Raw genomic sequence first — 26414 nt, 5'->3', positions numbered from 1 at the left:
GTCGAATAATTGGTCTTTATCATGATATCGGACACTGTTTCATTTATTTGAAGAGTTCGCCTCGATCAGCGGTGAGAAAGAGAAAGAAAATTTATTCTTTTCTAAAAATTAACTTGATGTTAACGTTAACGTAAATGCTAAGCTTTTATTAGCATCAGAAATGAGGCGGTCAGAAGATGTACACGATATCTGAGTTAGCAAAAGAGTTTGCTCTGACTACGCGAACGATTCGTTACTATGAGGAACTTGGGTTATTAAAGCCGGAACGTACTTCCAATGGAAAGCGAATCTATTCGAAAAAAGAGTTTGCTGTGCTGAAATTGATTCTTCGGGGAAAACGATACGGATTTTCTCTAGAAGAAATTAAAGACATGGTTTTGCTCTTTGATAAAGACCGTACTGGCAAAGTTCAGCTGCAAAAGACAATTAAATACGGGGAAGAAAAGTTAGCGGAAGTGAACCAGCGAATGGAAGAATTAAAAGAAATGAAGGCGGAGATTGAGGACTTATTGCAGGATTTTTCACACAAACTTGATTGTTTAAGGGGAGAAGACGGATGAATTTTTATCAAGAAGATCACCAGCTTCAGTCCTTGTTAAAGGAAATGCTGGACCCTGCATTTTTTGAGTATGCGGATCAAGAATTAACCCGGTTTGGTGAAAAGTGTGCCCATGAGATTGAAGAACGGGCAAGATTTACGGACAGAGAAGGGCAGCCGCGCTTGATCAAATATGACGCTTATGGAGAAGATATTTCAGAGGTATGGGTCAATGAAGGGTACAAAAAGACAGTCGAGGAAACTTACAATACCGGTATCGTCGGATATGTACACAAAGAAATCCCTCATCTAAAAAGGAAGGGGAATTATATTTATTCCTATGCCCAAGGCTACATCTTATCTCATTCAGAAGCGGGCTTTTATTGTCCAGTTACCTTGAGCATGGCAACGGCTTATCTGCTGGATCAATATGGAGATGAGGAAGTAAGAAAACGATTTTTGCCTCATGTCCTCTCGACAGGTGAAGTACCTCATTATGAAGGCGCAACCTTTTTGACAGAAAGGCAGGGCGGGTCGGATGTTGGTGCGAATGAAACGAAAGCTGTTTTAAGCGGGGATCATTATCAGCTGTATGGGGAGAAGTATTTTGCTTCGAATGCGGGAATGTGTGGGGTAGCGATGGTGCTAGCGAGGATAGAAGGAGCTCCTGCAGGTACGAAAGGGTTAACGTTATTCGCTGTTCCGTGGAAGAGAGAGGACGGGTCATTGAACGGCATTCGGATCCGCCGTTTAAAAGATAAGCTCGGGGTGCGCGCTGTACCTTCAGCAGAAGTGGAATTCGATGGTGCTGCCGCTTATGTGGTGGGAGATGCTTCAAAGGGCTTCTATTATATGATGGAGGCGTTGAATCTATCGCGGGTGTGCAATGCGGTGGCGTCGCTTGGCATCATGAAAAGAGCTTACTTAGAAGCGAAGCAATATGCAGAAAACCGGGTAACCTTTGGCCGGAAGCTGATGGATTTTCCCATGGTCAAAAGTACATTAACTAGGCTTTGCGCCAAGCAGGAAATAGAACTTCGCACAGTATTCACCTTTCTTCCATTATTCGAACGGGTGATGAATGATCATGACAGGGTAACGAAAGAAGAAGAGGCACTTAACCGGCTGTATATTGCCCTATTAAAAAAGGAGACCGCAGAACAAGCGATTCACTTTGCGCATGAAGCCATCGAAATGCATGGGGGAAATGGATTTATTGAAGACTTTGTGACTCCGCGCCTTTTGCGCGATGCTCAAGTATTGACGGTTTGGGAAGGGACGGCGAACATTCTTGGCCTTGAAGTGCTGCGATTAATGCAGAAGTTTCAAGTGCATGAACTATTTATGCAGGCAATGAGATCACGCCTTGACAGCATACTATCTACTCCAGAGAAAGCTCTTGTGAAAAAAGGGATCGAACAATTACAGAATTTAATTCAATCGGTTAGCCAGGCTTCAAGTGATCATCAGACCTATCACTCGAAAGAAATAGCTCGGCAGATGACAAAGATTCTTGAAAGTGTCACAGCGCTTGAATATGCAGCAGAAGACAGCTCGCGTGCGGAAAAGATCATGAAGGTATTGATTGAAGAACATTGGGCGGATTCGGGCGTGTTTAATAAAAATATGTCAAGTGTGGAATATTTCGATGAAATTGTCATGAACTCAACTAGTGAAGTGAAGGTTCAGCAATAGAATGGCACAAAAAAACTATTGGCGGATTTCGCCAATAGTTTTTTTGAATATGGATTAATAAGAAAGGCCTTCAAGCAGTAATACACGCGCTGGAGAAGCGTCTGTGCCTTCGATCTTCAGCGGAGCGGCTACCATAAAGTAATCACCGGCTTCTACATCTTTCAATTGCAGGCCTTCCATAATGATCACACCTTGGCTCATAAGCGCACGGTGAGTCGGGTGACCTTCCTGTGCACGCTCAATGCCAAGCGCGTCAATGCCAACGCCTGTAATTTTTTTCTCAGCCAGGTAGTTAGCTGCATCTTCAGCCACGTAAATAAAATCAAAATTAAATTCTGTATCGAACGAGTTTTTTGTTTTAAACAAAATGAAGTCGCCTGCTTCGATGCCTGCGTTCTCAATGTCAGACTTGCTGATTTTTTCTTCTGCATCCGTCACATCAACCACTTTACACGGACGTACGAGGTTTTCTATGGCAATTGTCTCAATTGTTTCGCCGTCATTGATCATATGAAGCGGAGCATCTACATGTGTGCCTGTATGCACATCCATGGAAATGCGTGACTCTGTCACATGGGCATTCGTTTTTGTTTGAATATCAGGCTGTTTTTCTGGTTTGTTTTTGTATACAGGCATTCCTTTATAAATAGGGGCTGTGATATCATGAATTTTCATTACGTACACTCCTTTTTAATTACATACATCTACATCTAGCGTCGCCATTGGCCACCAAGAGAAACCGTCTTTTTCAAGCAGTTCATCGGCTTCTTTTGGCCCAGTCGACCCTGCAGCATAGTTAGGGAACTCGGCTTTCGTCTCTTCCCACGCATCTGAAATGACATCGACATATCTCCATGAAAGGGCAACTTCATCCCAATGAGTGAAGTTCGTCGCATCTCCTTGAAGGGCATCATGCAACAACTTTTCATACGCTTCCGGTGTATTCATTCCGTCCACACTGTTGTTTGCGTAGCTTAGTTTCACCGGCTGTGTTTGAAGCTGCTGTCCAGAACGTTTCGCATTTAAGTGCAAAGTGATTCCTTCTTCAGGTTGAATATGAATCACCAGCAAGTTTGGCGCAAGCGGCTGATCGGGCTGATAGTACAGGTTCATCGGAATGTCTTTGAACTGAACGACAATCTTCGTTGATTTCGAAGGCATTCTTTTACCGGTGCGAATATAGAAAGGAACCCCGGCCCAGCGGAAATTATCAATCATTAATTTACCCGCCACATAGGTTTCCGTATTCGATTCCGGATCAACATTCGTTTCTTCACGGTAGCCAGGAAGCTGTTCATCTTCTAGTTGACCAGGACCATATTGGCCGCGGACAAAGTATTCGCTGGCATTTTCTTTTGTGATTGGTCTCAGTGCGCGCAGCACTTTTACTTTTTCGCTGCGGATTTCCTCAGTCGAAAGTTTGATAGGCGGCTCCATCGCAAGGAGTGCGACCATTTGCATCATATGGTTTTGCACCATATCTTTTAATGCACCGCTTGTTTCATAATAACGTCCGCGTTCTTCTACGCCAAGTGTTTCGCTTGATGTGACTTGAATATTAGAAATATAGCGGCTGTTCCATAACGGCTCAAACAAAGCATTGGCAAAACGAATCGCTTCAATGTTTTGTACCATTTCTTTGCCAAGATAATGATCAATCCGGTAAATATCGCGCTCAGCGAATGCTTTTCGGATTTGGTCGTTTAATTCTTCAGCAGACGGCAAATCATGGCCGAATGGTTTTTCAATGACCAGACGGTGATAGCCGTTTGTATCAGTTAAGCCATCTGTCTTTAAATGCTCAGCGATCGTGCCAAAAAATTCCGGCGCCATCGCAAGATAGAACAATCGGTTTCCTTGCAGCTGATATTGTTCATCCAATTGGTCTGAGAGTGTTTTTAAAGCAAGATACGAGTCAGAATCAGACACATCATGGGATTGGTAATAGAAATGGGTAATAAACTCATCTAATTGCTCCACACGTTTTGTTGAAGACATAATCGACGCCTTGACATGGCTTTTAAATTCTTCATTCGTCCAGCCTCGGCGGGCAATCCCAACAACTGCAAACTTTTCAGACAGCTGGCCTTTACGGTATAGACGGTAAAGAGACGGGAATAGTTTTCTTTTCGCTAAATCTCCGGTGGCTCCAAATAGCAAAATAAGCGCTGAAGGAGTATCTGTTTGTTTCAAAGTTTTTAACCTCACTTTTTATGTAGCAATATATTCTCTATTGCATTTTTCCATAAAAGTAGTCTCTGCACAAGTAATAAATATGAAAGAAGTCATCATTTGGTGAGAGAGTGGAATATTTTTTTCGTTTGTGACAAAATGTAGAGATAATCAGGAGCGGCAGTTACTATATAAGGACGTGAAAGAGTTGGAGTTATTATTTTTAGGAACAGGAGCCGGTGTACCCGGCAAAGCAAGAAATGTCAGTTCACAAGCATTGAAGCTATTAAATGAGCGGGGAAGTGTCTGGCTGTTTGACTGCGGAGAAGCGACACAGCATCAAATTCTGCACACTTCGCTGAAGCCGCGCCGAATCGAGAAGATCTTTATCACTCATTTGCATGGTGACCATATATTTGGTCTTCCTGGACTGCTTGGCAGCCGGTCTTTTCAAGGAGGAGAGGAACCTTTAACGGTGTATGGTCCTCCTGGGATTAAGCAATACGTAGAGACAAGCCTGCGCATCAGTGAGACGAGGCTTCGCTACTCATTGACTGTCATTGAATTTAACGAGGGAACCATCTTTGAAGACGATCAATTTATGGTTGAAGTCCGTCAGCTTCAGCATGGCATTCCATCCTATGGTTTTCGGATCACTGAAAAGGATAAGCCGGGTATGCTGTTAGTTGATGAGCTAAGAGCAGATGGGATTCCGCCAGGACCGCTTTATAAAGAAATTAAAGCAGGACACACAGTTACTCTTGAAGATGGCCGGGTGATTGAGCCTGATAAATACATGGGAACGCCTCAAAAAGGAAGAGTGGTGGCGATTCTTGGGGATACACGGTCATGCGAGGCGGCGGTATTGCTTGCTTCTCAGGCGGATCTGTTAGTACACGAAGCGACTTTCTCAGCCGGCAGTGAAGATATGGCTTTTGATTACTATCATTCCACTACTGTTCAAGCGGCGGAGATTGCCAAACAAGCAGAAGCAAAAGCGCTTTGTCTGACTCATATCAGTTCCCGCTACACGAAAGAAGAAGCCGCACAATTAAAGGAAGAGGCCGAAGCCATTTTTAGCCCTGTGACGGTTGCCCGCGACTTTTTTGAACTCGAGATTTTAGCAGAGAATAAGCGATAAAGAAAAGCTGGCCAAATGCGGCCAGCTTTTTTCAGGCAGGGGATTAATTCCAGCCCCGTTTATATTGTTCTGGTGCTTCAATTTCCACACGTAAGTCTCTCGCTGCTTGTCTTGGCCAATACGGATCACGCAATAATTCACGTCCTAGGAAGATCAAATCTGCCCGGTTGTTTTGCAGAATTTCTTCTGCCTGAAGGCCTGAAGTGATCAGCCCAACCGCACCAACCGGCATGTCTGCGCCCTGTCTGATAGTCTCGGCGAATTTGACTTGGTAGCCAGGGAATATAGGAATTCTAGCCGGTACAACCGCCCCGGAGGAGACATCAATTAAATCGACGCCTTGCTCCTTCATCCAGCTGGCGATTTCGCTGTAATCTTCAGCGTCTAATCCGCCGTCGGCATAATCATTCGCTGATACGCGGACAAATAAAGGTCCATTCCATTCAGATTGTACGGCTTCAATGACTTCTTTCAAAAAGCGGTAGCGGTTTTCTTTGCTGCCGCCGTATTCATCTTCACGTTTATTTGTGAGTGGAGATAGAAATTCATTGATTAAATACCCGTGAGCGCCATGAATTTCCACAATATCAAAGCCAGCTTCCTTCACGCGGCACGCCCCGTCTTTAAAGGCTTGAATCGTTTGGGCAATATCGTCTGCTGTCATTTCTAACGGGGTTTTCATTTTTTCATCAAAAGCGATAGCGGATGGCGCGATAATATCACCTGTAACCATCGATTTACGTCCGGCATGCGCTAATTGAATGGCCGTTTTCGCTCCATGGGCTTTCACCATGGACACCACTTTAGCGAGTCCTTCGATATGCTCATCGTTCCACACACCAAGGTCATTTTCCGAGATGCGTCCCTGTGGGGTGACGGCTGTTGCTTCCACCATGATTAATCCCGCCTGCCCGACAGCCCGCGTAGGATAATGTACTAAGTGCCAATCGGTCACTTTGCCGTCATTCTCTGCTGAATACATGCACATTGGAGACATGACGATCCGGTTCTTCAATGTGACGTCTTTAATTGTATATGATTCAAATAATTTCGCTGACATGAAATTCCTCCTCAATTGCGTTCTTTAGTCAAATAAGATTATAACAATGCCGAAAGGAGAGTGGAAATAATTGAACCGGTTCTAAAGTTCGCACTTTTGTTTTGCGCTTTGCTGGTAAGGCAGCCCGAGTCGTTTCGATTGGGCTGCAGCTTCTAAAATGCAGTCAGTTAGTGCTTCTTTTACTTTTCGTTCCTCTAAAAGTCCAATGCCCGCCTCTGTCGTTCCGCCGGGACTTGTGACGGCTTTTCGCAGCTGTTCTGCTTTTCCATCTGTCACTGACAGCATTTCTGCCGCACCAAGCAATGTCTGAATAATCAGAGGCTTCGCCACCTCTTTTTCCAGGCCAAGAGCTTCAGCCGCTTTTTCCATCGCCTCAGCGACATAATAAATATAGGCCGGGCCGCTTCCTGACAGTCCCGTGACTGCATCAAGCTGTTCTTCCTGCACGACTTTTGTTAAGCCGATGGAAGAAAAAAGGGCGAGTGCTTCTGTTTTTTGTTCATTTGTGACTTGGCTGTTTAGAGCAATGGCAGTGGCGGACTTTCCAACGGCAGCGGATGTATTAGGCATTGCCCGAATGACCGCACATGGCGTATCAATTTCTCTTTCGATAAAATCAATGGTTACTCCGGCAAGCAAACTGATGATGAGGGACGAGGATGAAAGATAAGGCTGTACTTGCTCGAGCGCACGTTTGGCATCTTTGGGTTTCATTGCCAGGACGATGACTTGGCTGGCTTTAAACATCTCTTCTAAGTCATATCCTATATGTATTTGGTATTGTTCCTTCAGCTGTTCTAGTCTTGCACTGTCCGATCGGTTCGTTACATAAATATCTGTATGGCTGAGCGCGCCATTGGCAATGGATCCGGAAATCATCGCCTCTGCCATGGAACCCGCTCCAATAAACACTGTTCTCATTTGAAATGCCCCCTTTAATACGTGTGATATAAATAAAAAACACCCTTTCATCCTTCAGAAAAAGGACGAAAGGGTGTAAGCTTCCGTGGTACCACCTTTGTTTACAAGCCTGCGCCTGTACACTCAAATTCCAATAACGCTGGATTAGACGGCCGGTTTTTCCGGCAGCTCATAAGGTAGGTTCGATAAAAAATTCCGGTGATGAAGTCTTGCAGCCTGTGAACTTCATTCTCTTGCACCATTTTTTATGTACTGGTCTTATTCATCGCTTATTTATAGATTTTTTTGAATTTTTGATTAAATAATAGTTTGTATAAGTGATTATGCAAAATGGATGAGTCTCTGTCAATAGGTAAATAAAAATAATCGAGGTTTACTTTAAGATAAATTATGTGAAAATAATGACATTTTCAACATAAACATTTAAACTTAAATACTATATTCATCCATTAATATATTGAAAAAAGTTTATTTAGGCAGGTGCGAACAAATGAATGCTGAACGTTTTGGCGATATTATGAAGATTTCTTTGCCTACACCATTTCCTGTAGGCGATGTGAATGTGTATGTAATCAAGGGAGATCGGCTCACGCTTATTGACGCGGGGGTCAAAACAAAGGAGTCATGGGAAGCGTTTGTACATGGGCTGTCTCAGTTTGGGCTGACGCCGGAAGATATTGAGCAAGTCGCGCTGACTCATCACCATCCCGATCATGTCGGCATGCTTGACTTCTTGCCCGATGACATTGATGTCATTGGTCATCGATACAATGAAAAATTTTTAACGCGTGATGAGCACTTCATGAAAGAGCAAAGTCAATTCTTCGAGAGGCTGTTTCGTCAATTCGGACTGCCGAAAGAGTGGGAACCGATGCTTAAGCAAATGGGGGCGCCATTAAAATTCAGCTGTGAAGAAGGCCGATTAACAAAGCGTGTGAAAGAAGGAGATGAGCTGCCGGGACTGAATGGCTGGAGCGTTTATGAAACGCCAGGCCATGCACAAAGCCATCTCGTCTTTTTCCGTGAAAAAGACGGCACGCTGTTTGCAGGAGACCATGTGCTTGCGACGATTTCGTCCAATCCGCTGCTTGAGCCGCCGCTTCGCTTTGACATGGAACGGCCGAAGCCGCAGGTGCAGTATAATGAATCGCTGAAGAAGATGCTTCACTTGCCGATTGAAAAAGCATTTACTGGCCATGGGGGCGAAGTAACGCGCATTCATTCACTGGTTGAAAGACGGCTCGAACGCCAGCATGACCGGGCGATGTCGGTGAAAGAGATGCTGAAAGACAAGCCGCTGACAGCTCTTGAGGTGTGCATCAATCTATTTCCTGCTATTTATAAAAAAGAACTGGGTCTCACACTGTCAGAGACTGTGGGACAGCTGGATTACTTGCTCGATCTTGGGCAGATTTCGGTTCGTACTGATGAACATCAGGTTCTGCACTATGTTTCTGAGTAGGAGGAGCTGCTTGTGAACTCAAGGTTACAAGGGAAATATGTCGTGATCACCGGCGCATCCAGCGGGCTTGGGGCAGAGATTGCAAGACAGGCTGCTGCTTGCGGAGCCCATTTAGTATTAGTTGCCAGACGGGTGGACCGGCTTGAACATTTAAAGGCGGAACTTGAAAGAAAAAATGTCGAGGTGTCTATTCATGCAATCGATGTGAGCAAGCGGGAAGAGGTAGAGTGGGGGTTTGCGGCTATATTATCTTCCTGCCCGCGAATTGATGTATTGGTCAATAATGCGGGGTTCGGCGTATTTGATGAGGCGGGAGACGCGAAATGGGAAGAAACAGAAGCGATGTTTCAAGTGAACGTGCTCGGCTTAATTTCCTGCACGCAAATGGTGCTCCCTGTGATGAAGCAGCAGAGAAGCGGCCATATCATCAATGTTGCCTCGCAAGCAGGAAAAATGGCCACGCCTAAGTCAAGTGTGTATGCGGCGACGAAACACGCTGTGCTTGGCTTCACGAACAGCCTGCGGATGGAGGCGGCAAACGATGGGATCTATGTGACTTCTGTAAATCCTGGACCGATTGCGACGGAGTTTTTCGACACTGCCGATAAGACGGGCACTTATGCCAAAAGCGTCGGCGGCTGGATGCTCAAACCGGAAGAGGTAGCAAAAGCAGTGATTCAAGCCATTGGAACCAATAAAAGAGAAATTAATTTGCCAAAACTCATGAACGCCGCAAGCTTTCTCTACAGCTTGTTTCCTCGAACCGTGGAACGGCTGGGAAGGCGTGCTTTTAATAAGAAAAGCTGAAGGCGCTCGTTCAGGGGCGGCCAGCATAAGACAATTTGCCGAAATGGCGTTTTTTAGCCATGCGGCCTGAGCGTCTTATGCCCCCTATCCAGCAGCAGGAAATGCTGGTGGCGATGAAAGGGATATTAACGGATGAATTAATTTTTGTCATGGCTTAGAAAGAAACTGAACTTAATACAGGGGGTAAATAATAAAGGAGCAGAGATAATGAATCTTACGACACTTCATATGGGAAGCACTCTCTTAATAGCGGCCGCTGGCATCGGCGGCTTATTTTTGTTGTATTCCATACCGCTATGCTGGATATCGCTATAATGAGAATACTAAACTATATTATTTACTTGCCCGATACTATAATTCTGAATATGGTGTATTTCTTTCAAGAGATCCATTTTTAGGAGATTCATTTGAGCCAAGCAGTCAAAATGGGTATAACTATGCAAGTAATAATCCCATAATGTATGTAGATCCTGATGGGAAAAAATCTGTAAAAGGTAAAGTTTTACAAAGTTTAGCTTAGGTATTATTTCAGGCTGCTAAGACACTAGTTGAAAAAATACAAAAGGAATATAGTGATTATAAGGATGTGACTAAATCTAGCAGTCGTTATAAAAATAGATCAACTAATGTAAATAGATCATCTTTTGAAAAAGCTTTGGTTACTGGGGGATGGAAAAAATCCATATCAAAGGATGGGAAAACAACTATATATACGAAAAAAGGTGCTAAATATGTTCTGCATAACAGTTCTAAATTTACAGGCGCCCCAACAGCCGATTACTACGCAAAAGGCAGCAAAAAGATTAATGTAAAAATCAGATTAGGGGGGGGAAATAATTGAATATTAACGGTAAATTTGTGACAGAAATTCACGAATTTGAAGAATTAGAGAAACTCATAAAAAATGTGTTTCTAACAGAACGCGAATTACCTCAACAAGTGTTTCAAGAAGGCTTTGGGCATTATATGTTTGAAGAATTTGATTGGGCAATGACCGGTGAGTTTTGGGATAGTATTAAAACACTAGCTAAAAAAACAAATGATGAATTCATCCTTGCTGCTGTACTGGAACCAAATCCAATTGATTATTTCTTTTACGAATTTGGTTATTATAATTGGGCTAAGTTACCCGTGAGTTTATCTGAAAATGAATATTCTAATATACTTGAATTGGGTCCTGAAGAAAATTCTGCGGATGCAATGTTGTATAATTCTGATACTGTTGTTTGGCTATCTCCTTCAATGAAGTGGGCAGTATGGGGAGAGAGACACTATGGAATTTGCGTCTTGGCATTTAAGGACGATAATGATCTTGCTTTATCATCGTTATTAAAATCTTGGCAACCCCTTAATGATGTAGTAATCTCTTGGGTAGCAAACAACTTTTTAGAACAAAAAATTTCAGGGGAAATTTCCAATAAATTCCATGGAAATTATTCTGATGATTCTAAATAGAAGCATTTAAACAAAAGAGCCCGATATCTTAAATATGGTATCGGGTTTCTTTGTGTTCTCAGGGCGCAAACTAATTATCATTATAACGAAGACGGCCAAATTGCTCGTATGAAAGCAGGATACACGGTTCAGTATCTAGAATATGACGCGGAAGGACAAATAGAAAAGCAGTCGGTTTTTGCAGAAAATGACTTTTTACCATTAGGTTACACGTACTATGCGGATGGAGATATCAAAACGTACTCTGATGGGACAAACATACATGCCTATACCTATAATTTTGCCGGACGTTTAGATACTTTGAAAAAAGGGAGTACAATCATTCGGTATCTGTATGATAAATCTGGGAACTTGAAAAATCCTAACAATCATAATCTAAATTTTAACGCAGCAAATGAAGTCATCGGCTATGAATACGATGATGATGCCGATAATAAAGAATTAGTATTTGTATACTCAAAATTTATCACTAAAGGGTGTTGTAAATTGAAAAAGCTTTGGAAACAATTTGAAGATTGGTTACGATTAAATTGTCCAGATGCACTAGATACTTTGAACCCTGGTGCAAGTGAATCTGAAATTAGTAAAGTAGAAGAGGAGATAAGTCTTATATTTCCTCAAGGCTTAAAAGAATTATTGAGCATTCATAATGGTCAAAAAGATGAAGGTATTGGAGTGTTAGGTAATTACTATTTATTGTCTTTAGAAGAGATATTAGAAACTTGGAAAACTATGAGCCAATTATTAGAGAAGGGGAGTTTCTCTGACTTTGAGGCTGTAGAACCAGTTGGTCCAGTCAAAAAGGATTACTGGTGGAATCCAAAATGGATTTCCATAGCTACCAATGGATTTGGAGATGATATATGTCTTGATTTAGATCCAGATACAGGGGGTAATACAGGACAAATTATTACTTTTTGGCATGATTGGGAAGAGCGTAGAGTTATTTCAAAAAGTTTGGAAGAATGGTTTATGGATATCTTAAGCAAATTAGATGAAGGGACATATAAAATAATAGAGGAGGATGGCGAAGAAATGTTTAATAATGATGGATTTACTAGAGAGTAAGTAATTTTAATGTAGAACTGCTTTTGTGAAAATATTACTATTTGTAATAATGGATTTTAGTCTGGTAAATCTATGAAATTCATATTGCTTTTTTCTAATAGGGAGTTTGATTAATCAAAAAGTGATACCATAAAGAAATCTGTTTTGGAGGGGAATTACGTGATGAATGAGCAATGGGAGAACCAAATGTTAGAAGAATATGGCTGGTATATGGATGCAATTTATGCTGAAGAATATGACGGAGTACATGCTAACTATCATACACATGGAGTTCAAGAGAACTTTAATCATGTAGATTTTCAAATAGTATTAGATATGAACCCTAAAGTTGTTAATGACATTTTCTATACTTTAATTGATTTCATAAAAAGTGGCAGAAAGTTTGAAGAAAGCAAAGAGTATACTGACATAATAGAAGGTTTTAAAGTGGGGGTTAAGCAGTATAAAGAGATGGGACGTGACGTGTTAAGAGTTCTTTTGCCTGATGAAAATGGAACTCTTCCAACTGAAAATGACTGTAATGAATATTATAAATCTCAGCTAGATGACTATAATTTTGATAGTAATAATTAAAATTTATTAAGTTACTGTTGCGTCTAATTTATGATAACGACCGTCAATTGACGGTCATTATTTGTTCGACCATGCTGAGTGAACTCTAATGGGGTACGCACGATAAATAGCTGGCTATTTTGCACATGTGGTTTGAATGTTTTTCGACCAAGGCATGTACTAATTTAAAATGTCCGGTTGCTGATAAAGCAGGCAGCTCTATTAGCACCTTGACCAAATACTGATAAGAGATTGGCAGTATAATGCTGGCTACTATTTTAGCAATAAAAAAATTATATTTGGGTATGGTGAGTAAAAAATGAACACAGATGTTGTCTATCTTCCATTGAATGTATTGATTAATAAATTTTTTACACCACTTAATTTAGTTGTACGTGAAAATCAGCAACAACTAAAAATAGTGTCTATGGATCAAATGAATCTTTCTAATATAGATGAAAATGAAAGAATTGAAATAATTGAAAGTTTAAGCAACGTAAGTTATCCATTATATTTTTATTTTCAATTACCAGAAGTATATTTAGCAGAGTTCGAGCAGTTTTTTAAAAAAAATAAAAATGAATATATAATTATTAGCGAGATAGAATCTAATTATTTTATTTATCTGAAAATACAAAATCGTGCTAATCTAAAAATAGTCATAAAAGAATTAGCATGGTTAAACGGTAGTGGTTACAAACTATTATGGTCAGCAGATGTAAATGCTTTTAATAGTCATAAAGATGAAGATATTAAAAGTGGAACCGTACGAGTAGAAGAAGATCAAACAATTTTTTTTATTGGAGAGCCAGAGGATTTGTTAATAATTATATCAAATGAACATAGATTTAAAAGTTTTAACAAGCTGAAAGAAGTTTTACCTCCTTTTATCGAACCAACTTTCTATGACTATGATTAAGTATAATTGTAAATACTAAAAATATAGCTAAGATATTAAAAAAGTAAGCGTCAAACAACGCATATAAAATGAAAGGCACCTCCGATACGATACGATACGATAAAAATATCTAATTGAAGGAGGTGCTTTTCCATGCCGTTACAAAAACTTACTATCGTCCCCGTAACATTACACGCTGAAAAAGAAAATATCCCTTCTCCGAATGAAGCTGCACTTTCCCCTGATCCTGTTTGCACGGTTAAAACAGCCGGCATAAAGAATTTGTAGAGACCATTAGAAGAATTAAATATGATAAACAAATCCCAGATGCGGTTTCTGATTATTGGAAAGCTGAAATGACAGTTATTAAAGTAAGGTTTTTATTTTAACTGACTTTGTTCTTTGTGTTCAGGAAGTTAGTGAAAATGAGGGATCTCAGGAAGAGCTTCAATCATTTATGGATTATGGAAGGGGAGAATGGACAAGCCACTCGCCATGATCAATCATGAGGCTGAGCCTGGACAGCCTTTAAAGAATAGCTACCAGCAAATCCGCATATTGACCAAGCAAATCTTCTTTGTCGGCTATGATATTTTGCTGGCTGGCAAAGAAAGCTGGTCAACGAAAGAGCTTGATCCCCTATTAGCTCCCTCAGAACAAAAGAAATGGATTGATATGCTTGATCGCCGGGATGAAAAAGCGATCAAGGATTGGATTGAAGCCGAATTTCTCACTTTGTCTCCACCTTATCCAGATCCGGAGTTAATCCGAATCCGCCTAACTAGCGTACTTGCTCAGGTTTGGAGATATATGAAAAACCACCAACTAGAATGTCCGGCGTTCGAAGCTGCTTACCATGAAGTATTTGAACAAATTATCTATTCACCCATATTGTACCAAGTTCTAAATAAGCTTGTATCTTTTATCTCGCGCTTGTTTTTTTGGGTTGGATAAAAAGCTGAGGGAAGAGGGATCAACAATGGTACAAGAAGCACTGCAACTCATCCGCATTCACTATCCAAACCCAATGGAATTTATCAGATTGTGCAGAAGAGCTTGGAGTCAAGGTTAGTACGATGATTCGCCGTTTTGCGGTGGAGTCGGGCCGGACATTGTTCCCTTTCGTTCTCAGTCCGGTACCGTTGACAGACGCCATATTTTATTCTCTTTACTATGATTAACAGTCTTAATTAGAATTTTTAAGGTGTTCAGCTATCCTTATAAAATTTTCTTCTGTCATATTTGCATTTTCCCCTAAATGATTGGTGGATAAGACATAAGACCAATCATTTGTTTTGAATCGAAAAATGTAAAATCCATCATTTTTCATATACGAAAACAGGGTGCCATCGTTCATGGTTGATACCTGTTCTTTTTGACTTAAAGATATTCCTTTCTCAACTGGAAAAACCATGATAACAAAATTAGCAAGAGACTTCTCATTTAAATACTCTATCCGCAAATGTTGATCTTCTTTGCCTTCATATTGTCCAAACTTATGAGTCACTTTAAAGGGCAAAAGTTTATTAAAGTTGTCTGGTATGTTGAGTTTATTTTTGTGAACCTGTTCAAATTTATTTATCGCTTTAACAGGAGTAGTATATCCACTACCTTTGTATTGTTCTTCCAAAGGAACGGACTCTTTTTCCATAGCTTCAACTACATAATTGTTAATTGAAAAATAACATAATAAAAAAGTTAAACTCAGCTTTGTTATATTCGACTTAGACATTTGATTTTCTCCTTTTTTCATAAATTTTTAAAATATATAAAGGTTTTTTCTGAATATTACAGAAATTAACTATTAAATATAAAATTCAGGGGAGAACAAGGGGAAAGTCTAATGAAAAAAGCTTTTTCAGCAATTATTGTGTCCATGTTAGCATTATCATTATTCTTGAGTTTTAATGTTAATGAGGCATCTGCTGCATTTACTTGTAGTAGTACTGACGTTAAGTGTAAAGCTGCAAAAATGTACTATGGAGAACAACAATATGTTGCCTCAGGTAGTGCTTACTTTAATATAGGTGAAACTATTCTCTTTGAATGGGATAATGATAACCCTGGCATAATGCAAGTTAATTTTTCAGTACGCAATTCTGCTGGCACACGAGTTTCTAAAGAATTAGTTGCAGCCGGACGTATAGGCAGCAACTTTGGAACTTGGACAGTAACCAGCTCCGGATATTATTATTTATTTGCCGCATGCGAAGGTGGAAATGATACCAGATGTGTAGGCGGTGGAGTAATAAAGAAATTTTAATTTCTATGGTTCAAACAGTTCAAGGATTATACCAAAGAAAGAAACCTAAAAAGAAAAATAACACTCCAGTTTGGCATTATCAGTTTATAATAATCTTCTTTATTAAGCTGGATCTCTGCATTCATACTTTTCATTTTTTCTGAATTTTTTGACCTTATATTCTTGCATAACCCATTTACCTTCTGTAGATTGATCTTTTTTTACAGTAATAGTGAAAATATCTATTGGGTTGTGCGCACCTTTGTATGTTACTCCTTCCAACTTTGCTTCAATGAGCATAGAACCTGGATGCTCTAGCTTCTTAATTGAGATAATTTTTTGGCAGTAGAAACCAATATTAAAAGTAGTTCCATAATAATCTTCTATTGCTGAAGTTATTTGTGGTTGAAGAAGGTCTAATGTAGCATCCTCTAAGATATTTTCTCTCGTAGGTTTTGTTGAATTTGATGTGTTTCCATTTGCATGTACAACTGTTGTTAAAAGCATAATGTAGAGGAGAAAAAATGAAACCTTTCTCAAGTTATCACCCCCTTTAAGATAGTTTTTCCAAACCATGTCAGCTTATTCTTGTAATTTTTTTACATAGATGTATAAATTGATTTTCATTTAATCATCCAATTGGACGTGTTACATATTTAAGATTTTAAATTAATGCCTGTTTGGAGCAGGTTACATGTTACAGTTAATTATTGGATAATTACTTTTTACCGAAGCAACCATAAATAGTAGTATTTCTTTTTGGCAACAATAGGGAAAATGAGGGCTTCATCACGTTTGGATGATATGCTCACCCGCGCCCTTGAAGAAGAAAATTTCTATGCCTGCTGTTTTGACCGTGCAAACAGGATCAGGGGATAGTGCAGCTTCATTCGGAGAAGGAATAGTTTCTTTTTCGGCGTGCAAGGTTACGGGGACGATAGTAGGTGTTTGTGGCGACATGGAAAACTGAATCAACGTCATTCCCTGATCATGGGTGGGATATGATGGATTATTTTGGGAGTTGATTACTAACGAACCGAACCATGAGGATATAGAATCATGCGTTCGTGTATTATCTACAGATAAAATTCAATATCTTGCAGATGAAAGTATATAATTTTTTAAATCATTGATAAGATTTTACGCGTGGTAACTACTCAGACCATGCTGAATAGACCACGTTTTTTAGCGCAGCCAGCTCAGCTGAACGTATAGGATTCTTCTAAATCTTCTGAAAGGGCATCCAGCAAGGACAGCCTTTGCTTGTGCCTATGAGGAAAAGCTTCTCCGCTTTAAAGAATCATTTAGTGTAACATAAGAGGAACCTATTTTGATTAAAATAGCAAGGAGCCTGTCTTGAAGAGAACTTCACTTCAAGGCAGGCTCTTGTTTTATTATTAATTATGTAGAACTTTATTCATCTTCACCAATGATCATATTATAAAAATCTAAAGAATGTATACGTTGTATGTTGCCTATGCGCTCAGGAAAACGTTTAGAATTGCTGGTGACAATGAAGTCGCATTGGGTTTGAATAGCAGTAACCCATACATGGAAGTCATTTTGATCAAACTTATAGAGTGGTTCATTCATTTCCTGACTGGCAACAATATGATCGGCTTCCTCTTCAGTGCAGCCGGATAATTCCACTAATACATCACCAATTGCACGATTCTCTTTTATGATCGTTTGGATGTTATATCTACCAACGACGCTATTTACCGCCGGATTATTATCTAAAATAGGATAAATCATGCCATTTAAATATCGCTCAATTTCTGAATGACTAAAAGTTATTTTTCCTAACCCTTCCTGTGCCGTTCTCATGAATTCTAGCAGGCAAACCTTAGAGAAGACAGGTGTAAATAAGAAATTCGCTCGAGCTAACATAATGATATGGTCGTTAACCCCTTCTGGTTTCCTGAGAGATCCGCATAAAACCGTAGTATCAATAAATGCTTTTGGAATTTTAGAAGCAAAAGAAGAGGAGAGGGACCTAAATTCATTAGGTAAGGTCAAATTCATCCACCTCTCCACCGTCTAAAGCCTTTTGTCTGATGTCCTTTAAATCATACTTGATCTGTTGAGACTGTTCCTTTGTTACTTTGAAATTTTCTTTCGGAATTCGCCAATGACCGCCATCTGTTCTTACGGCTCCTGGAAATTTTCCTTTTTCACACATTCTACGGATCGTTTGATCGGATAGGCCAAGTAATTCAGCTGCCTCCTTTGTTGAATACATCTCTTTCACACTAAAAGAGACGGCTGGTTGTTCAGAAAATGAGATAAGACTAGCAATTAACTCCTTTTTTAAATGATCCGGAGCGTCTGCAAACATTTTTGATGTTAGATCCACATAATCCAGTAATGCTAACTTTGCTTGAGAAAATTCTGATCTGTTCAATGTCTCCCGAAATCTTCTATCTATTTCCTTCATTTTTTCAATTGACTCAGGCTCAAAAGGCGCTGGAGAAGGGATTAAAGAAGCAATTTGCTTGGAAAGTCCGGTAAAAGGGGTGGGGGCAATGGTGCTTTCCATGACTACTTTTATTAGCGTCCTTGCTTCTCCAAAAAACTCTTGGTGCGTTAGTGTTGAAATCGTATTCCAAAGATTTTCTTCATCATATTTAGTTAATTGATACACAGTCAAGCACCTCCTGTTACTTATCTTACTCACATTTTATCAAAAAAACTCAACAAACTCAACAAAATCAACAAAAACTTACGAATTCATCTTGACTAAGAATAAAGTTTAAATACTCTTTGTTTAACTACTGACAAATGAGTCGAACAAGAAACTTCGATGAGGATTGTGTATGATATAAGCACATATAAGTATGGTCGGGAGGAGCCAAGATCATGATTAAATTACGAGAGGCAGAAAGCTATGTCAAAGATAGAGTTGGTAAAAGTGCAAACGATATAAACTTGGTTTGGGAAGTGTTCAAATCATAAACGCATACACTTCATCTTCAATGATTTCATACACATCCTCATCATCTAACGCCAGCCGCTTTTGCACTTTTTCACAAAGTTCTTCATATATTTCTTCTTCCTCGAGCCAGCCTGGTTCATACTCATACTTTTCCATCCGCTGTTTAATCATTTTTTTCATTAATAGACGATCCAACTCTCTCACCTCGCTGTCATTATAAAATAGTTTCCACTGTTTCCGGCGCTTTTTTGGAAATTATTCATTCTGCTGGCAACTAAAATCATTTGAAAACGAACATATATTCGCTTACAATGAATATGATAATAAAAAAGAACATCAGTTCGTAAGGAGCGAATAACAGTGGATTACAGCCAATTTCCTAATAAGCAGGTGCTCTGCGTGGATATGAAAAGCTTCTATGCCAGCTGTTCAGCTGTCATGAGAGGGCTTGATCCGTTAGCTTGTTATTTAGTGGTTGCAAGTGACACAAACCGTCAAGGCAGTGTCGTGCTCGCTGCTTCTCCAAAAATGAAAAAAGAATTTGGGATTAAAACGGGATCTCGGCTGTTCGAAATCCCCAATGATCCTCGCATCATCATTACCGAGCCTCAGATGAATATGTACTTAAGAATCTCGACAGAAATTACCAAGCTGTTTAATCGCTATGTGCCGACAGAGGCGATCCATACGTACAGTGTCGATGAAAGTTTTATTCAAGTCGACGGGTCGTCAGAAATCTGGGGAGATGCCTTTTTGATCGCTGAGAAAATCAAGCAGGAAATTGAAAGAGAATTTCAGCTTCCGTGTGCGGTCGGGATTGGGCCGAATATGCTGCTGTCTAAGTTGTGTTTAGATTTGGAGGCGAAGCAAAAGGGCGTTGCTGCCTGGACGTATGAAGATGTAGAGAAGAAGCTGTGGCCGCTTTCTCCGCTCAGTAAAATGTGGGGAATTGGCCGGCAGCTGGAGCGTACGTTAAACAGAATGGGCATATTTACCGTCGGACAGCTGGCTGCTTTTGATTTAGCGGCGCTTGAAGCGAAGTTCGGCATTATGGGCAACCAGCTGTATTACCATGCCTGGGGAGTCGATCTTTCAGACATCGGGGCACCGATCATGCAGGGGCAGGTCAGCTTCGGAAAAAGCCAGATTCTTTTCCGCGATTATCGTGACAGAGAGGAGATTAAGCATGTCATCTTAGAGATGTGCGAGGAAGTGGCGAGAAGGGCGCGGTCGAGACATAAAGCCGGCCGAACGATCAGCTTCGGAATCGGCTACAGCAAAGAAGAGTTCGGAGGGGGATTCTACCGTACCAAAACCCGGCCGGAGCCGACCAATATTACGATGGATCTGTATGAGACCTGTCTTGAACTTTTTCATGAACATGATACAGGCAAAGCGGTTCGGAAAATCACCATATCCATCGGCAATATCGTATCAGATGAGAATTGCCAGCTCAGCCTGTTTGAACCCGATAAATGGAAAAAGCAGGCCATCGGCTACACGGTGGATTATATCCGCAGAAAACACGGCCATACAGCGCTTTTGCGTGCAGTTTCTTATACGCCGGCCGGGACAGCTAGACACCGGGCAACCTTAACCGGCGGACATAAAGCGTAAAGAAAGGAGGGCAAGGCATGATTAGAGACCGCGGAACGATCAAGTGGACGGCGATGATGCTTCCGGAGCACGTTCAGCTTTTGCGAGAATGGATGGAGAAGGAAGAAGAAGAGCCGCCGAAGGAACTAGATGAACAAAAGCTTGAGGAAATGAATGAAAAAGCAGCAGAAGCGATGGAATCGAATCTGGCGGTAATGGTCATTTATTACGATCATGGGCGCTATCGCCAATTAATCGGTCACATTCATTATTACCAGCCGCATAACCAAAGCTTTCGCATAGTTGATCTCTCCCATTCCCCCCATATGATTCCCATGAACCGCATCGTTGAATTGCAGATTGAACATGAATAACGGGCAGCCAGAGGCTGCCCGCACTTTTACTCTTCGTCTAATACCTTTACTGCCCGAACACAGGAATCGAACTTTCCTTTGTGACCCGCGTCACAAAAAGGCATATTCTGTGACAGCCCGCAGCGGCAAAGGGAAAAAGTTGGCTTTGTTTCAAATACATTGCCGTCCATATCCACTAATTCTACATCACCGGAGACTTTAAATGAGCCATTATCCATAACTTTAATCTGTGCTTTTGCCATCCATACCACTCCTTCAAATAATCGAACTATAATGATCGTAAAAGGAAGAAGAGGAAAAAGCAAGCAGCAAGTAAAGCTCCTTTGCTGACAAACTTCTAGCTATGGAGTTAAAGTCGGAGGTTAACCGCCTCTCCTATTCGACTTTGAGAGGATTATTTAACTGGAATCCATATTTCCGAATAGTAATCGGAAGAGGAGGCATCGCCGAATGTATAGACCTCCAGATCAGGTGTTCCGGCATGCTCGTATCCGCTTGAAGGGAACCATTCTGAAAAAATTTTCTTCCAAGCGTTTTGCATTGCGTCCGGCATGGCTCCATGAACTTCAAAGATTGCCCACTTAGAAGCGGGAATTTCTAGTTTTGATAGTTTTTCAGAAGCCTCCTCGTCAGAAGCAGCGGCTATCCAGTAATCCATCTGTTTTGCCTCACTGTCATTATCCACGCAAACACCTAAAATGCCTTTCACGGGACCGTTATTTTTGCTGATGAGTGTGTCGGAAGTTCCGTCCTGATTTGCATTGTTCCACATTTTAGGAATGCCGGCCAGGTTCTCGCCGTTTGCATAGGAAAATGCCTGTTTCATGCCAATGACTTCAAAGCTCTCTAAGTCTGCCAATTTGTATTGCATTGGATCTGCCCCTTTCAGTTTCACCTGGATTGTCAGGCGGTTATAGGATTTCAGCTTTCCGGTCAGCTTTCGCGCTTCTCTCGGGGAAATGCCGTGCTGCCTGCGAAAAGCTTTCGTGAATGCTTCGGGAGTTTCATAGCCATATTTCAGCGCAATATCAATCACTTTCCCATTGATCCTGCATAGCTCCTCGGCTGCCAGCGTAAGACGTCTCCGCCTGAGGTATTCGCCGACGGATAGATCCGTCAAAAGCGAAAACGTACGCTGAAAGTGAAAGCCCGAGGCATTTGCTTTTTTAGCAATATCATCCACTGTCATATCTTCCAGCAAATTCTCTTCCATGTAATCAATCGCCCTCTGAAGTGATTCTATCCAGCTCATGTGATCCGCTCCCTTAATTCCATCCTAACGATGAGGCCATCTGCTATCCGGTCATTTTTTGCTCTCTTTTGTCAGTATTCTTTTTAATTAGGCAATTATCGTTGGATTCCTTGTATCTTGTATAAAGATATAGAAAAAATTGAAAGCAGAATGTATTCGAGCGAGCAGTGTTGTATATTTTTACTTTGGAGCTCTTTTAATAAAGACCTGCATTACTCTACAAGAAGCATTCCATCATTTAATCTTCTAGAAAACTGCTTGAAGGTTAGCGCACGCCTTCGCCTGCCTAGGGCTAACCAATACTGCTGCTAAAACTATACTTCTTTATTCCTTGGCATTACTATCTATAACGCCAATTAAGAGTGAAATGCATAACATCAAAATGAACAGACTGTCTAACAACCCGGTGTGTATACTAATCGTCATCACAGTAAGAAAAAAAGCATATACAATTGGCCAATAAGAAGTGTTGGATGAAGTAATCACATGATTATAAATCATTCCTAGCACTAATCCCACTAATGAAAAACCGGTAATGACAAGAACATATCCACCATCAAGATAGAATTGGCCAACCAGAGTAGGAGTAGTGGTTCTTCCTTCTCTTGTCACGGGTCTTCCCGTATCGGATAAAGAGTTCACTGCATCGGTAACCAATACACGTGGAGATTTTTGTTCTCCTGGCATTAAAGTTTGAAAAATGGATAGATGCAACTTTCCAGACAGGTTTCCATTCTCATTCTCATATTCTATAATCCTGCTTAACACTATCCTTCCAGTGGCAAAAGGTTCTGTCACTCCTCTTATCCATTTAGGCGTAGAATTGACTTTTATCAATTCATTGCTTTCCTTTTTCTCTTGTTCTTTTGTTTGAGAAATTTCATGGGTATTGAATTTGATTTGTTGATCCTCTGTCATCGTTCTGTAGAAGCCAAAAAAACACAATACTGATGTAAAAAGAATAGTGATCACAAGGAATGTTTGAAATTTCAGTTTTCTAACTGTGTAGTGGAAGGTAATTAATGATACAAAACACATTATAACAATGGGAGTACGATACCCCATTAGAATAAAAGCCGCAATATTAAAAAATAACAACATAAAAAATAACCATAATCTACTTTTTTTTGTTCGTTCAACTTTCAAATGGTGAAAACCTATGTATAAGCTACTGAACCATAAAAAAGAGCTTAAAAAATACTTTTTAGGATCCAAACTTCTTCTAATCGATTCGTCTTTTAAACCGATTTCACCCGTGCTTACCATACTCAAATAAGAGATGATACCAGCGAAAAATAACAAGTAAAAAATGTAAATAAACTTAAATGTAACCTTAAATGATGGAAACCGAATACGTCTTTTGCTTGTGATAAGGGCAGCTATAATAAAGCTGCATAATCCTAATCCAACGACAGGAATAATGTTGTCCTTCAGCATAAAGAGATCAGATCTGCCAAAATCAAATACAATTCCCGCTACAAAATAACATATTAAGGTAAATGGAAACATAAAAACGGGTGAAAAAACGTCAAGATTGTTTAACCTATTCAATTTAAGTACGCCTCACTTTGCAACAGTAATAGTTCAATAGACTATATATTAACTGATAAAGCAAAAAAATACAATTTTACTAAAAATTGGTGAATATAGACTGCAACTTTTGTTCTCTAATAAAGAATCTCTAAGGGAAAACTACTTATCATTATAACGGTATACGATGCGGATGGAGTTCGAAAAATGTACCTTGATAAGACAAAAATCCACACCTGCTCCTGGCGTTTTGATGCATTGAAAAAGATGAGTTTTTTAGTAGTGTTTGTTGCGATTTATTAATTAAACGTACAACTATCCTGCTTGAACGATTCATTTTATTGAACGAATTCTAACGAAAACAGAAAAAAGCGGCTGCGAGCAATCAGCACTCGCTCCGCTCTTTTCTGCTGTTAATTCCCCCGCAATGTGTCATCCACCATAGCGTAAAGAGATTTCTCAAATAAATCTTCACTGCACACTAAATTGCTTTCGTGGGCAGTGAACCTTTCATACCCTTTGCGGTCAGTGCTTTCGAAGCTTTGCGATAACAGCTTGGCTGTATCTATTCCTTGAGTGTATGGTTTCATGGTTTATTCGCCTTTCTCGAGCTTATCGTTTAGTGGAGCTTTTTTTGGCTGCCTCTTCAAGTTTTGATTTTGGGCTTGTATCGCCGTTTCCTCCGCCTGAATAGCCTTGAGGATTTACACCGCTTACCGCATGATTGCCGCGTTTTCGATTTTGGCTCATCATCAAACACCTCCTTTTCATACTATGAGCAAAAAGAAGGCTAGATAGTATGCCAACTTTTGTCTGCGGCATCGGGATTCATAATTCGCTTTCTAATCGTCCAAACTATAAAGGATGAGGAATCATCTATCTAAGCAGCGAGGAGAGGGTTATGATGGCTACAAGACAATCCGTTAAACAATGCATAGAGCAGTGTGAAATGGCTTTAGAGATTGCCATGCATGAATATAAAGATGCCTCGGCCCAAGAGCATTATAACGATGTAGGCTTCAGTCAATCACAGTCTGTGCTTGAGGAAGCGTACAGCCAAATTGAGGATCTTGCTCGCAGTGCCAATGCCGAACAAAGAGAAGAACTGCAGCGAATGAGACGACAAATTGCACAGATGCAAAATCAGATGGTCCTGATTAAACATTAAGAATGACAAAAACTGGCTCAAAAGATCGTTAAAAAACGATTTTTTTGAGTCAGTTTTTTGTTTTGCATTTAAATGCGAATTGTTTTGTAAATGGAGCTCCTAAAGCTTTTCCTTTTCAATAAGCGGATTATTGGATAAATCCGATTAAGTTTATGTATATTGGAACAAAGAGGATCAATCAGGAGGGGTATAAATGAAGATTGCATTTAAACCGGAAGCGGCAAAAGCCATTAAAGAAAAAATGGAAGGCGGCAGCTATTACGTCAAGCTGCATTATGATACAGAAGGATGCGGCTGCGGGGTAAATGGGTTGCCAGTCATCTGGCTCGTGAAGGAAAAGGAAAGTGAAGATATGGTGGTTGAAACCAATGAATTTCCGGTGGTTGTGGAAAAATCAGCTCTTATTTACTTTGATGAACCATTAACGATCGATGTATCAGGACCGGGAATGTTTCGGTTAAGCAGCCCAAACGAAATTTTAAACGCCCGCATGCCTGTAGTGAAAAAGTAGTGTAGCCCTGCAAGAACAGATTCCTGCAGGGCCAAATTTTAATCAATGAACTGATGCGTACGCAAGAATTGTTCGATGGTGCGCTCGTATTCTTCGGGGTTCTCGTTGTAAGACTGGGCGTGAACGCCGTTTTTGGCGAGGTACAGCTGCTTGGGTCCTTGTTTCCGCTCATAAAGCTCTTGAGTCATATCGGGCAGAATGAAATCGTCTTGCTCACTGTGAATGAATAAAACAGGCTTATGGATATGTTCGACCGCTTCCAGAGGAGAGAGGCCAGATAAGCGATACCGATCCCGAAGTGCCACCGCCCATTCAGCTAAATGGACGAGCCAAGCCGGTGCAACTTTGACCTCTCGCTTCATTTGATGAATCAGCTGTCTTCTAAAATCAGAAAATGGACAGTCAGCGATATAAAAGTCAGCCCGGTCTTCAACAGATCCGGCATAAAGAATCGCGGTAGCAGCACCCATGGATTCACCATGAATGCCAAACATCACATCCTCGCCTTCCCGCTTAATCAACTCCTGTACCACCGCTTGTAAATCATATTTTTCGTAGTGGCCAAAGCTTGTCGTTAAGCCTTCTGATTCGCCGTGACGCCGGTGGTCATAGAGAACGGCATTAAAGCCGCGCTTTAAAAACAAATTCATATATTTAATGGAATTCACCTTTGTTTCCGTTACACCATGGGCGAAGATCACGAACTTCTTTCCGGAGTTTGGTGTAATGAAAACGGCTTTTAATTTATAGCCATAGGGAGAAGCTACCCACACTTCTTCTTTAGGCAGCTGTTCATAGGCAGTGGGGTCTAACCGTTTAGCTTCCACTTCGCGATTAAAGATAAGCTGTTCATCTTTTTTCCTCATATACAAAATTCGCTGAGATAAATAATAACCGGCGCCAGCTGTAACAGCAGCAGCCGCACCAAGTGCCTTGAGCCACTTCTTCATCAATCTCATCCTTCCCAAGAACGGATCTGTTCATCGTTTTTCTTTATTTTAACATTTGTATATAAAAAAGACCTATACAACAAGCCG

Annotated in this window: 33 protein-coding genes and 1 other annotated feature; of the genes, 18 read left to right on the top strand and 15 right to left on the bottom strand. The window is 40.6% G+C overall.

Annotated elements, in window-relative coordinates:
* The first annotated feature begins 176 nt into the window (after nt 1-176).
* Nucleotides 177-560, top strand: a complete 384-nt coding sequence (locus tag JOC78_RS05065; protein ID WP_204553393.1) for a MerR family transcriptional regulator — start codon at nt 177-179, stop codon at nt 558-560.
* Complete coding sequence (locus JOC78_RS05060) at nt 557-2233, top strand: acyl-CoA dehydrogenase family protein (RefSeq protein ID WP_204553392.1); 1677 nt, start codon at nt 557-559, stop codon at nt 2231-2233. Before JOC78_RS05065 ends, JOC78_RS05060 begins: the two co-directional genes overlap by 4 nt.
* A gap of 54 nt (nt 2234-2287) precedes the next feature.
* On the opposite strand, the gene JOC78_RS05055 is transcribed toward JOC78_RS05060, so the two are convergent.
* Together JOC78_RS05055 and zwf are read right to left on the bottom strand one after the other, a co-directional pair.
* Nucleotides 2288-2908 carry a cyclase family protein gene (locus JOC78_RS05055; protein WP_204553391.1) on the bottom strand — a complete coding sequence of 207 codons (621 nt, stop codon included), beginning with the start codon at nt 2906-2908 and terminating at the stop codon, nt 2288-2290.
* Nucleotides 2909-2923: 15 nt separating this feature from the next.
* The gene (gene zwf / locus JOC78_RS05050) at nt 2924-4426 is read right to left on the bottom strand and encodes a glucose-6-phosphate dehydrogenase (protein ID WP_204553390.1); all 1503 of its coding nucleotides are present in this window, start codon (nt 4424-4426) and stop codon (nt 2924-2926) included.
* Nucleotides 4427-4613: 187 nt separating this feature from the next.
* Between zwf and rnz the strand changes: the two genes are divergently transcribed.
* Nucleotides 4614-5546 carry a ribonuclease Z gene (rnz, locus tag JOC78_RS05045; protein WP_204553389.1) on the top strand — a complete coding sequence of 311 codons (933 nt, stop codon included), beginning with the start codon at nt 4614-4616 and terminating at the stop codon, nt 5544-5546.
* A 43-nt stretch (nt 5547-5589) separates the two neighbouring features.
* On the opposite strand, the gene namA is transcribed toward rnz, so the two are convergent.
* Both namA and proC read right to left on the bottom strand, forming a co-directional pair.
* On the bottom strand, nt 5590-6606 hold the full coding sequence (gene namA, locus JOC78_RS05040) for an NADPH dehydrogenase NamA (protein WP_204553388.1): 1017 nt from the start codon (nt 6604-6606) through the stop codon (nt 5590-5592).
* 81 nt (nt 6607-6687) lie between these two features.
* The gene (gene proC / locus JOC78_RS05035) at nt 6688-7527 is read right to left on the bottom strand and encodes a pyrroline-5-carboxylate reductase (protein ID WP_204553387.1); all 840 of its coding nucleotides are present in this window, start codon (nt 7525-7527) and stop codon (nt 6688-6690) included.
* Between the two features lie 58 nt (nt 7528-7585).
* Nucleotides 7586-7802, bottom strand: a binding site (T-box leader).
* Between the two features lie 215 nt (nt 7803-8017).
* On the opposite strand from proC, the gene JOC78_RS05030 reads away from it, so the two are divergent.
* The 10 genes from JOC78_RS05030 to JOC78_RS04995 all read left to right on the top strand — a co-directional run bounded on the left by JOC78_RS05030 (nt 8018) and on the right by JOC78_RS04995 (nt 14723).
* On the top strand, nt 8018-8989 hold the full coding sequence (locus JOC78_RS05030) for an MBL fold metallo-hydrolase (RefSeq protein WP_204553386.1): 972 nt from the start codon (nt 8018-8020) through the stop codon (nt 8987-8989).
* Between the two features lie 12 nt (nt 8990-9001).
* Complete coding sequence (locus JOC78_RS05025; protein WP_204553385.1) at nt 9002-9796, top strand: SDR family NAD(P)-dependent oxidoreductase; 795 nt, start codon at nt 9002-9004, stop codon at nt 9794-9796.
* A 35-nt stretch (nt 9797-9831) separates the two neighbouring features.
* Entirely contained in the window at nt 9832-9954 is a 123-nt protein-coding gene (locus JOC78_RS17600) for a hypothetical protein (RefSeq protein WP_275581997.1), read from the top strand.
* Nucleotides 9955-10079: 125 nt separating this feature from the next.
* Nucleotides 10080-10316 carry an RHS repeat-associated core domain-containing protein gene (locus JOC78_RS05020; RefSeq protein WP_338023172.1) on the top strand — a complete coding sequence of 79 codons (237 nt, stop codon included), beginning with the start codon at nt 10080-10082 and terminating at the stop codon, nt 10314-10316.
* Between the two features lie 317 nt (nt 10317-10633).
* Nucleotides 10634-11251: a hypothetical protein gene (locus JOC78_RS05015; RefSeq protein WP_204553384.1), complete on the top strand. Its 618-nt coding sequence runs from the start codon at nt 10634-10636 to the stop codon at nt 11249-11251.
* Between the two features lie 108 nt (nt 11252-11359).
* On the top strand, nt 11360-12319 hold the full coding sequence (locus JOC78_RS17440; RefSeq protein ID WP_239586991.1) for an SMI1/KNR4 family protein: 960 nt from the start codon (nt 11360-11362) through the stop codon (nt 12317-12319).
* A 162-nt stretch (nt 12320-12481) separates the two neighbouring features.
* Nucleotides 12482-12892, top strand: a complete 411-nt coding sequence (locus JOC78_RS05005) for a DUF4262 domain-containing protein (RefSeq protein WP_204553383.1) — start codon at nt 12482-12484, stop codon at nt 12890-12892.
* A 298-nt stretch (nt 12893-13190) separates the two neighbouring features.
* Nucleotides 13191-13790: a hypothetical protein gene (locus tag JOC78_RS05000; RefSeq protein WP_204553382.1), complete on the top strand. Its 600-nt coding sequence runs from the start codon at nt 13191-13193 to the stop codon at nt 13788-13790.
* A 132-nt stretch (nt 13791-13922) separates the two neighbouring features.
* Nucleotides 13923-14057 (top strand): hypothetical protein, encoded by a 135-nt coding sequence (locus JOC78_RS17595; protein ID WP_275581996.1) that lies wholly within the window; start codon nt 13923-13925, stop codon nt 14055-14057.
* 189 nt (nt 14058-14246) lie between these two features.
* Nucleotides 14247-14723: a hypothetical protein gene (locus tag JOC78_RS04995; RefSeq protein WP_204553381.1), complete on the top strand. Its 477-nt coding sequence runs from the start codon at nt 14247-14249 to the stop codon at nt 14721-14723.
* Nucleotides 14724-14955: 232 nt separating this feature from the next.
* Here the strand turns inward: JOC78_RS04995 and JOC78_RS04990 are convergent, their stop codons facing one another.
* A complete protein-coding gene (locus JOC78_RS04990) occupies nt 14956-15501 on the bottom strand; it encodes a hypothetical protein (protein WP_204553380.1) in 546 nt (181 codons plus the stop codon).
* A 111-nt stretch (nt 15502-15612) separates the two neighbouring features.
* On the opposite strand from JOC78_RS04990, the gene JOC78_RS04985 reads away from it, so the two are divergent.
* Entirely contained in the window at nt 15613-16032 is a 420-nt protein-coding gene (locus JOC78_RS04985) for a hypothetical protein (protein WP_204553379.1), read from the top strand.
* 102 nt (nt 16033-16134) lie between these two features.
* Here JOC78_RS04985 and JOC78_RS04980 read toward each other — a convergent pair whose 3' ends face one another.
* From JOC78_RS04980 to JOC78_RS04965, 4 genes are all read right to left on the bottom strand, one after another.
* Entirely contained in the window at nt 16135-16551 is a 417-nt protein-coding gene (locus JOC78_RS04980; protein ID WP_204553378.1) for a DUF3888 domain-containing protein, read from the bottom strand.
* Between the two features lie 873 nt (nt 16552-17424).
* The gene (locus JOC78_RS04975; protein WP_204553377.1) at nt 17425-18036 is read right to left on the bottom strand and encodes a PIN domain-containing protein; all 612 of its coding nucleotides are present in this window, start codon (nt 18034-18036) and stop codon (nt 17425-17427) included.
* Entirely contained in the window at nt 18017-18655 is a 639-nt protein-coding gene (locus JOC78_RS17710; RefSeq protein WP_204553376.1) for a helix-turn-helix domain-containing protein, read from the bottom strand. Before JOC78_RS17710 ends, JOC78_RS04975 begins: the two co-directional genes overlap by 20 nt.
* Before the next feature lie 300 nt (nt 18656-18955).
* Nucleotides 18956-19141 (bottom strand): YqzH family protein, encoded by a 186-nt coding sequence (locus JOC78_RS04965; RefSeq protein WP_204553375.1) that lies wholly within the window; start codon nt 19139-19141, stop codon nt 18956-18958.
* 210 nt (nt 19142-19351) lie between these two features.
* Between JOC78_RS04965 and JOC78_RS04960 the strand changes: the two genes are divergently transcribed.
* The gene (locus JOC78_RS04960) at nt 19352-20563 is read left to right on the top strand and encodes a Y-family DNA polymerase (protein WP_204553454.1); all 1212 of its coding nucleotides are present in this window, start codon (nt 19352-19354) and stop codon (nt 20561-20563) included.
* 17 nt (nt 20564-20580) lie between these two features.
* Nucleotides 20581-20916: a YolD-like family protein gene (locus JOC78_RS04955; RefSeq protein WP_204553374.1), complete on the top strand. Its 336-nt coding sequence runs from the start codon at nt 20581-20583 to the stop codon at nt 20914-20916.
* A gap of 26 nt (nt 20917-20942) precedes the next feature.
* Here the strand turns inward: JOC78_RS04955 and JOC78_RS04950 are convergent, their stop codons facing one another.
* From JOC78_RS04950 to JOC78_RS04930, 5 genes are all read right to left on the bottom strand, one after another.
* Nucleotides 20943-21158 (bottom strand): CDGSH iron-sulfur domain-containing protein, encoded by a 216-nt coding sequence (locus JOC78_RS04950; RefSeq protein WP_204553373.1) that lies wholly within the window; start codon nt 21156-21158, stop codon nt 20943-20945.
* 152 nt (nt 21159-21310) lie between these two features.
* Complete coding sequence (locus tag JOC78_RS04945; RefSeq protein ID WP_204553372.1) at nt 21311-22168, bottom strand: AraC family transcriptional regulator; 858 nt, start codon at nt 22166-22168, stop codon at nt 21311-21313.
* 324 nt (nt 22169-22492) lie between these two features.
* Nucleotides 22493-23719 carry an oligosaccharide repeat unit polymerase gene (locus JOC78_RS04940; protein ID WP_204553371.1) on the bottom strand — a complete coding sequence of 409 codons (1227 nt, stop codon included), beginning with the start codon at nt 23717-23719 and terminating at the stop codon, nt 22493-22495.
* Between the two features lie 392 nt (nt 23720-24111).
* A complete protein-coding gene (locus tag JOC78_RS04935) occupies nt 24112-24288 on the bottom strand; it encodes a hypothetical protein (protein WP_204553370.1) in 177 nt (58 codons plus the stop codon).
* A 22-nt stretch (nt 24289-24310) separates the two neighbouring features.
* Nucleotides 24311-24448, bottom strand: coding sequence for a small, acid-soluble spore protein L (locus JOC78_RS04930; protein WP_204553369.1), 138 nt, complete (start codon nt 24446-24448; stop codon nt 24311-24313).
* 154 nt (nt 24449-24602) lie between these two features.
* Between JOC78_RS04930 and JOC78_RS04925 the strand changes: the two genes are divergently transcribed.
* Both JOC78_RS04925 and JOC78_RS04920 read left to right on the top strand, forming a co-directional pair.
* Nucleotides 24603-24866: a YtzC family protein gene (locus tag JOC78_RS04925; RefSeq protein ID WP_204553368.1), complete on the top strand. Its 264-nt coding sequence runs from the start codon at nt 24603-24605 to the stop codon at nt 24864-24866.
* Nucleotides 24867-25059: 193 nt separating this feature from the next.
* A complete protein-coding gene (locus JOC78_RS04920; RefSeq protein WP_204553367.1) occupies nt 25060-25377 on the top strand; it encodes an iron-sulfur cluster biosynthesis family protein in 318 nt (105 codons plus the stop codon).
* A gap of 38 nt (nt 25378-25415) precedes the next feature.
* On the opposite strand, the gene JOC78_RS04915 is transcribed toward JOC78_RS04920, so the two are convergent.
* Nucleotides 25416-26327, bottom strand: a complete 912-nt coding sequence (locus JOC78_RS04915) for an alpha/beta hydrolase (protein WP_204553366.1) — start codon at nt 26325-26327, stop codon at nt 25416-25418.
* Between the last annotated feature and the right edge of the window lie 87 nt (nt 26328-26414).

It is taken from the genome of Bacillus ectoiniformans, from assembly GCF_016908875.1.
GTDB classification, from domain to species: Bacteria; Bacillota; Bacilli; order Bacillales; family Domibacillaceae; genus Bacillus_BX; species Bacillus_BX ectoiniformans.
The sequence above is the reverse complement of the archived record's forward strand: the minus strand, read 5'-3'. Positions and strand labels throughout refer to the sequence as shown.

Excerpts from the sequence above, each read along its gene's own strand:
- namA (WP_204553388.1), bottom strand. The coding sequence starts at position 6,606 with ATGTCAGCGAAATTATTTGAATCATATACAATTAAAGACGTCACATTG.
- JOC78_RS05060 (WP_204553392.1), top strand. The coding sequence starts at position 557 with ATGAATTTTTATCAAGAAGATCACCAGCTTCAGTCCTTGTTAAAGGAA.
- JOC78_RS05055 (WP_204553391.1), bottom strand. The coding sequence starts at position 2,908 with ATGAAAATTCATGATATCACAGCCCCTATTTATAAAGGAATGCCTGTA.
- JOC78_RS04920 (WP_204553367.1), top strand. The coding sequence starts at position 25,060 with ATGAAGATTGCATTTAAACCGGAAGCGGCAAAAGCCATTAAAGAAAAA.
- JOC78_RS17440 (WP_239586991.1), top strand. The coding sequence starts at position 11,360 with ATGAAAGCAGGATACACGGTTCAGTATCTAGAATATGACGCGGAAGGA.
- JOC78_RS04930 (WP_204553369.1), bottom strand. The coding sequence starts at position 24,448 with ATGAGCCAAAATCGAAAACGCGGCAATCATGCGGTAAGCGGTGTAAAT.
- JOC78_RS05000 (WP_204553382.1), top strand. The coding sequence starts at position 13,191 with ATGAACACAGATGTTGTCTATCTTCCATTGAATGTATTGATTAATAAA.
- JOC78_RS04960 (WP_204553454.1), top strand. The coding sequence starts at position 19,352 with ATGAAAAGCTTCTATGCCAGCTGTTCAGCTGTCATGAGAGGGCTTGAT.
- JOC78_RS05005 (WP_204553383.1), top strand. The coding sequence starts at position 12,482 with ATGAATGAGCAATGGGAGAACCAAATGTTAGAAGAATATGGCTGGTAT.
- JOC78_RS04975 (WP_204553377.1), bottom strand. The coding sequence starts at position 18,036 with ATGAATTTGACCTTACCTAATGAATTTAGGTCCCTCTCCTCTTCTTTT.
- proC (WP_204553387.1), bottom strand. The coding sequence starts at position 7,527 with ATGAGAACAGTGTTTATTGGAGCGGGTTCCATGGCAGAGGCGATGATT.
- JOC78_RS05030 (WP_204553386.1), top strand. The coding sequence starts at position 8,018 with ATGAATGCTGAACGTTTTGGCGATATTATGAAGATTTCTTTGCCTACA.
- JOC78_RS04945 (WP_204553372.1), bottom strand. The coding sequence starts at position 22,168 with ATGAGCTGGATAGAATCACTTCAGAGGGCGATTGATTACATGGAAGAG.
- JOC78_RS04985 (WP_204553379.1), top strand. The coding sequence starts at position 15,613 with ATGAAAAAAGCTTTTTCAGCAATTATTGTGTCCATGTTAGCATTATCA.
- JOC78_RS04990 (WP_204553380.1), bottom strand. The coding sequence starts at position 15,501 with ATGTCTAAGTCGAATATAACAAAGCTGAGTTTAACTTTTTTATTATGT.
- JOC78_RS04925 (WP_204553368.1), top strand. The coding sequence starts at position 24,603 with ATGGCTACAAGACAATCCGTTAAACAATGCATAGAGCAGTGTGAAATG.
- JOC78_RS17595 (WP_275581996.1), top strand. The coding sequence starts at position 13,923 with ATGCCGTTACAAAAACTTACTATCGTCCCCGTAACATTACACGCTGAA.
- JOC78_RS04995 (WP_204553381.1), top strand. The coding sequence starts at position 14,247 with ATGGACAAGCCACTCGCCATGATCAATCATGAGGCTGAGCCTGGACAG.
- JOC78_RS04935 (WP_204553370.1), bottom strand. The coding sequence starts at position 24,288 with ATGAAACCATACACTCAAGGAATAGATACAGCCAAGCTGTTATCGCAA.
- JOC78_RS05065 (WP_204553393.1), top strand. The coding sequence starts at position 177 with ATGTACACGATATCTGAGTTAGCAAAAGAGTTTGCTCTGACTACGCGA.
- JOC78_RS04915 (WP_204553366.1), bottom strand. The coding sequence starts at position 26,327 with ATGAAGAAGTGGCTCAAGGCACTTGGTGCGGCTGCTGCTGTTACAGCT.
- JOC78_RS04950 (WP_204553373.1), bottom strand. The coding sequence starts at position 21,158 with ATGGCAAAAGCACAGATTAAAGTTATGGATAATGGCTCATTTAAAGTC.
- JOC78_RS04955 (WP_204553374.1), top strand. The coding sequence starts at position 20,581 with ATGATTAGAGACCGCGGAACGATCAAGTGGACGGCGATGATGCTTCCG.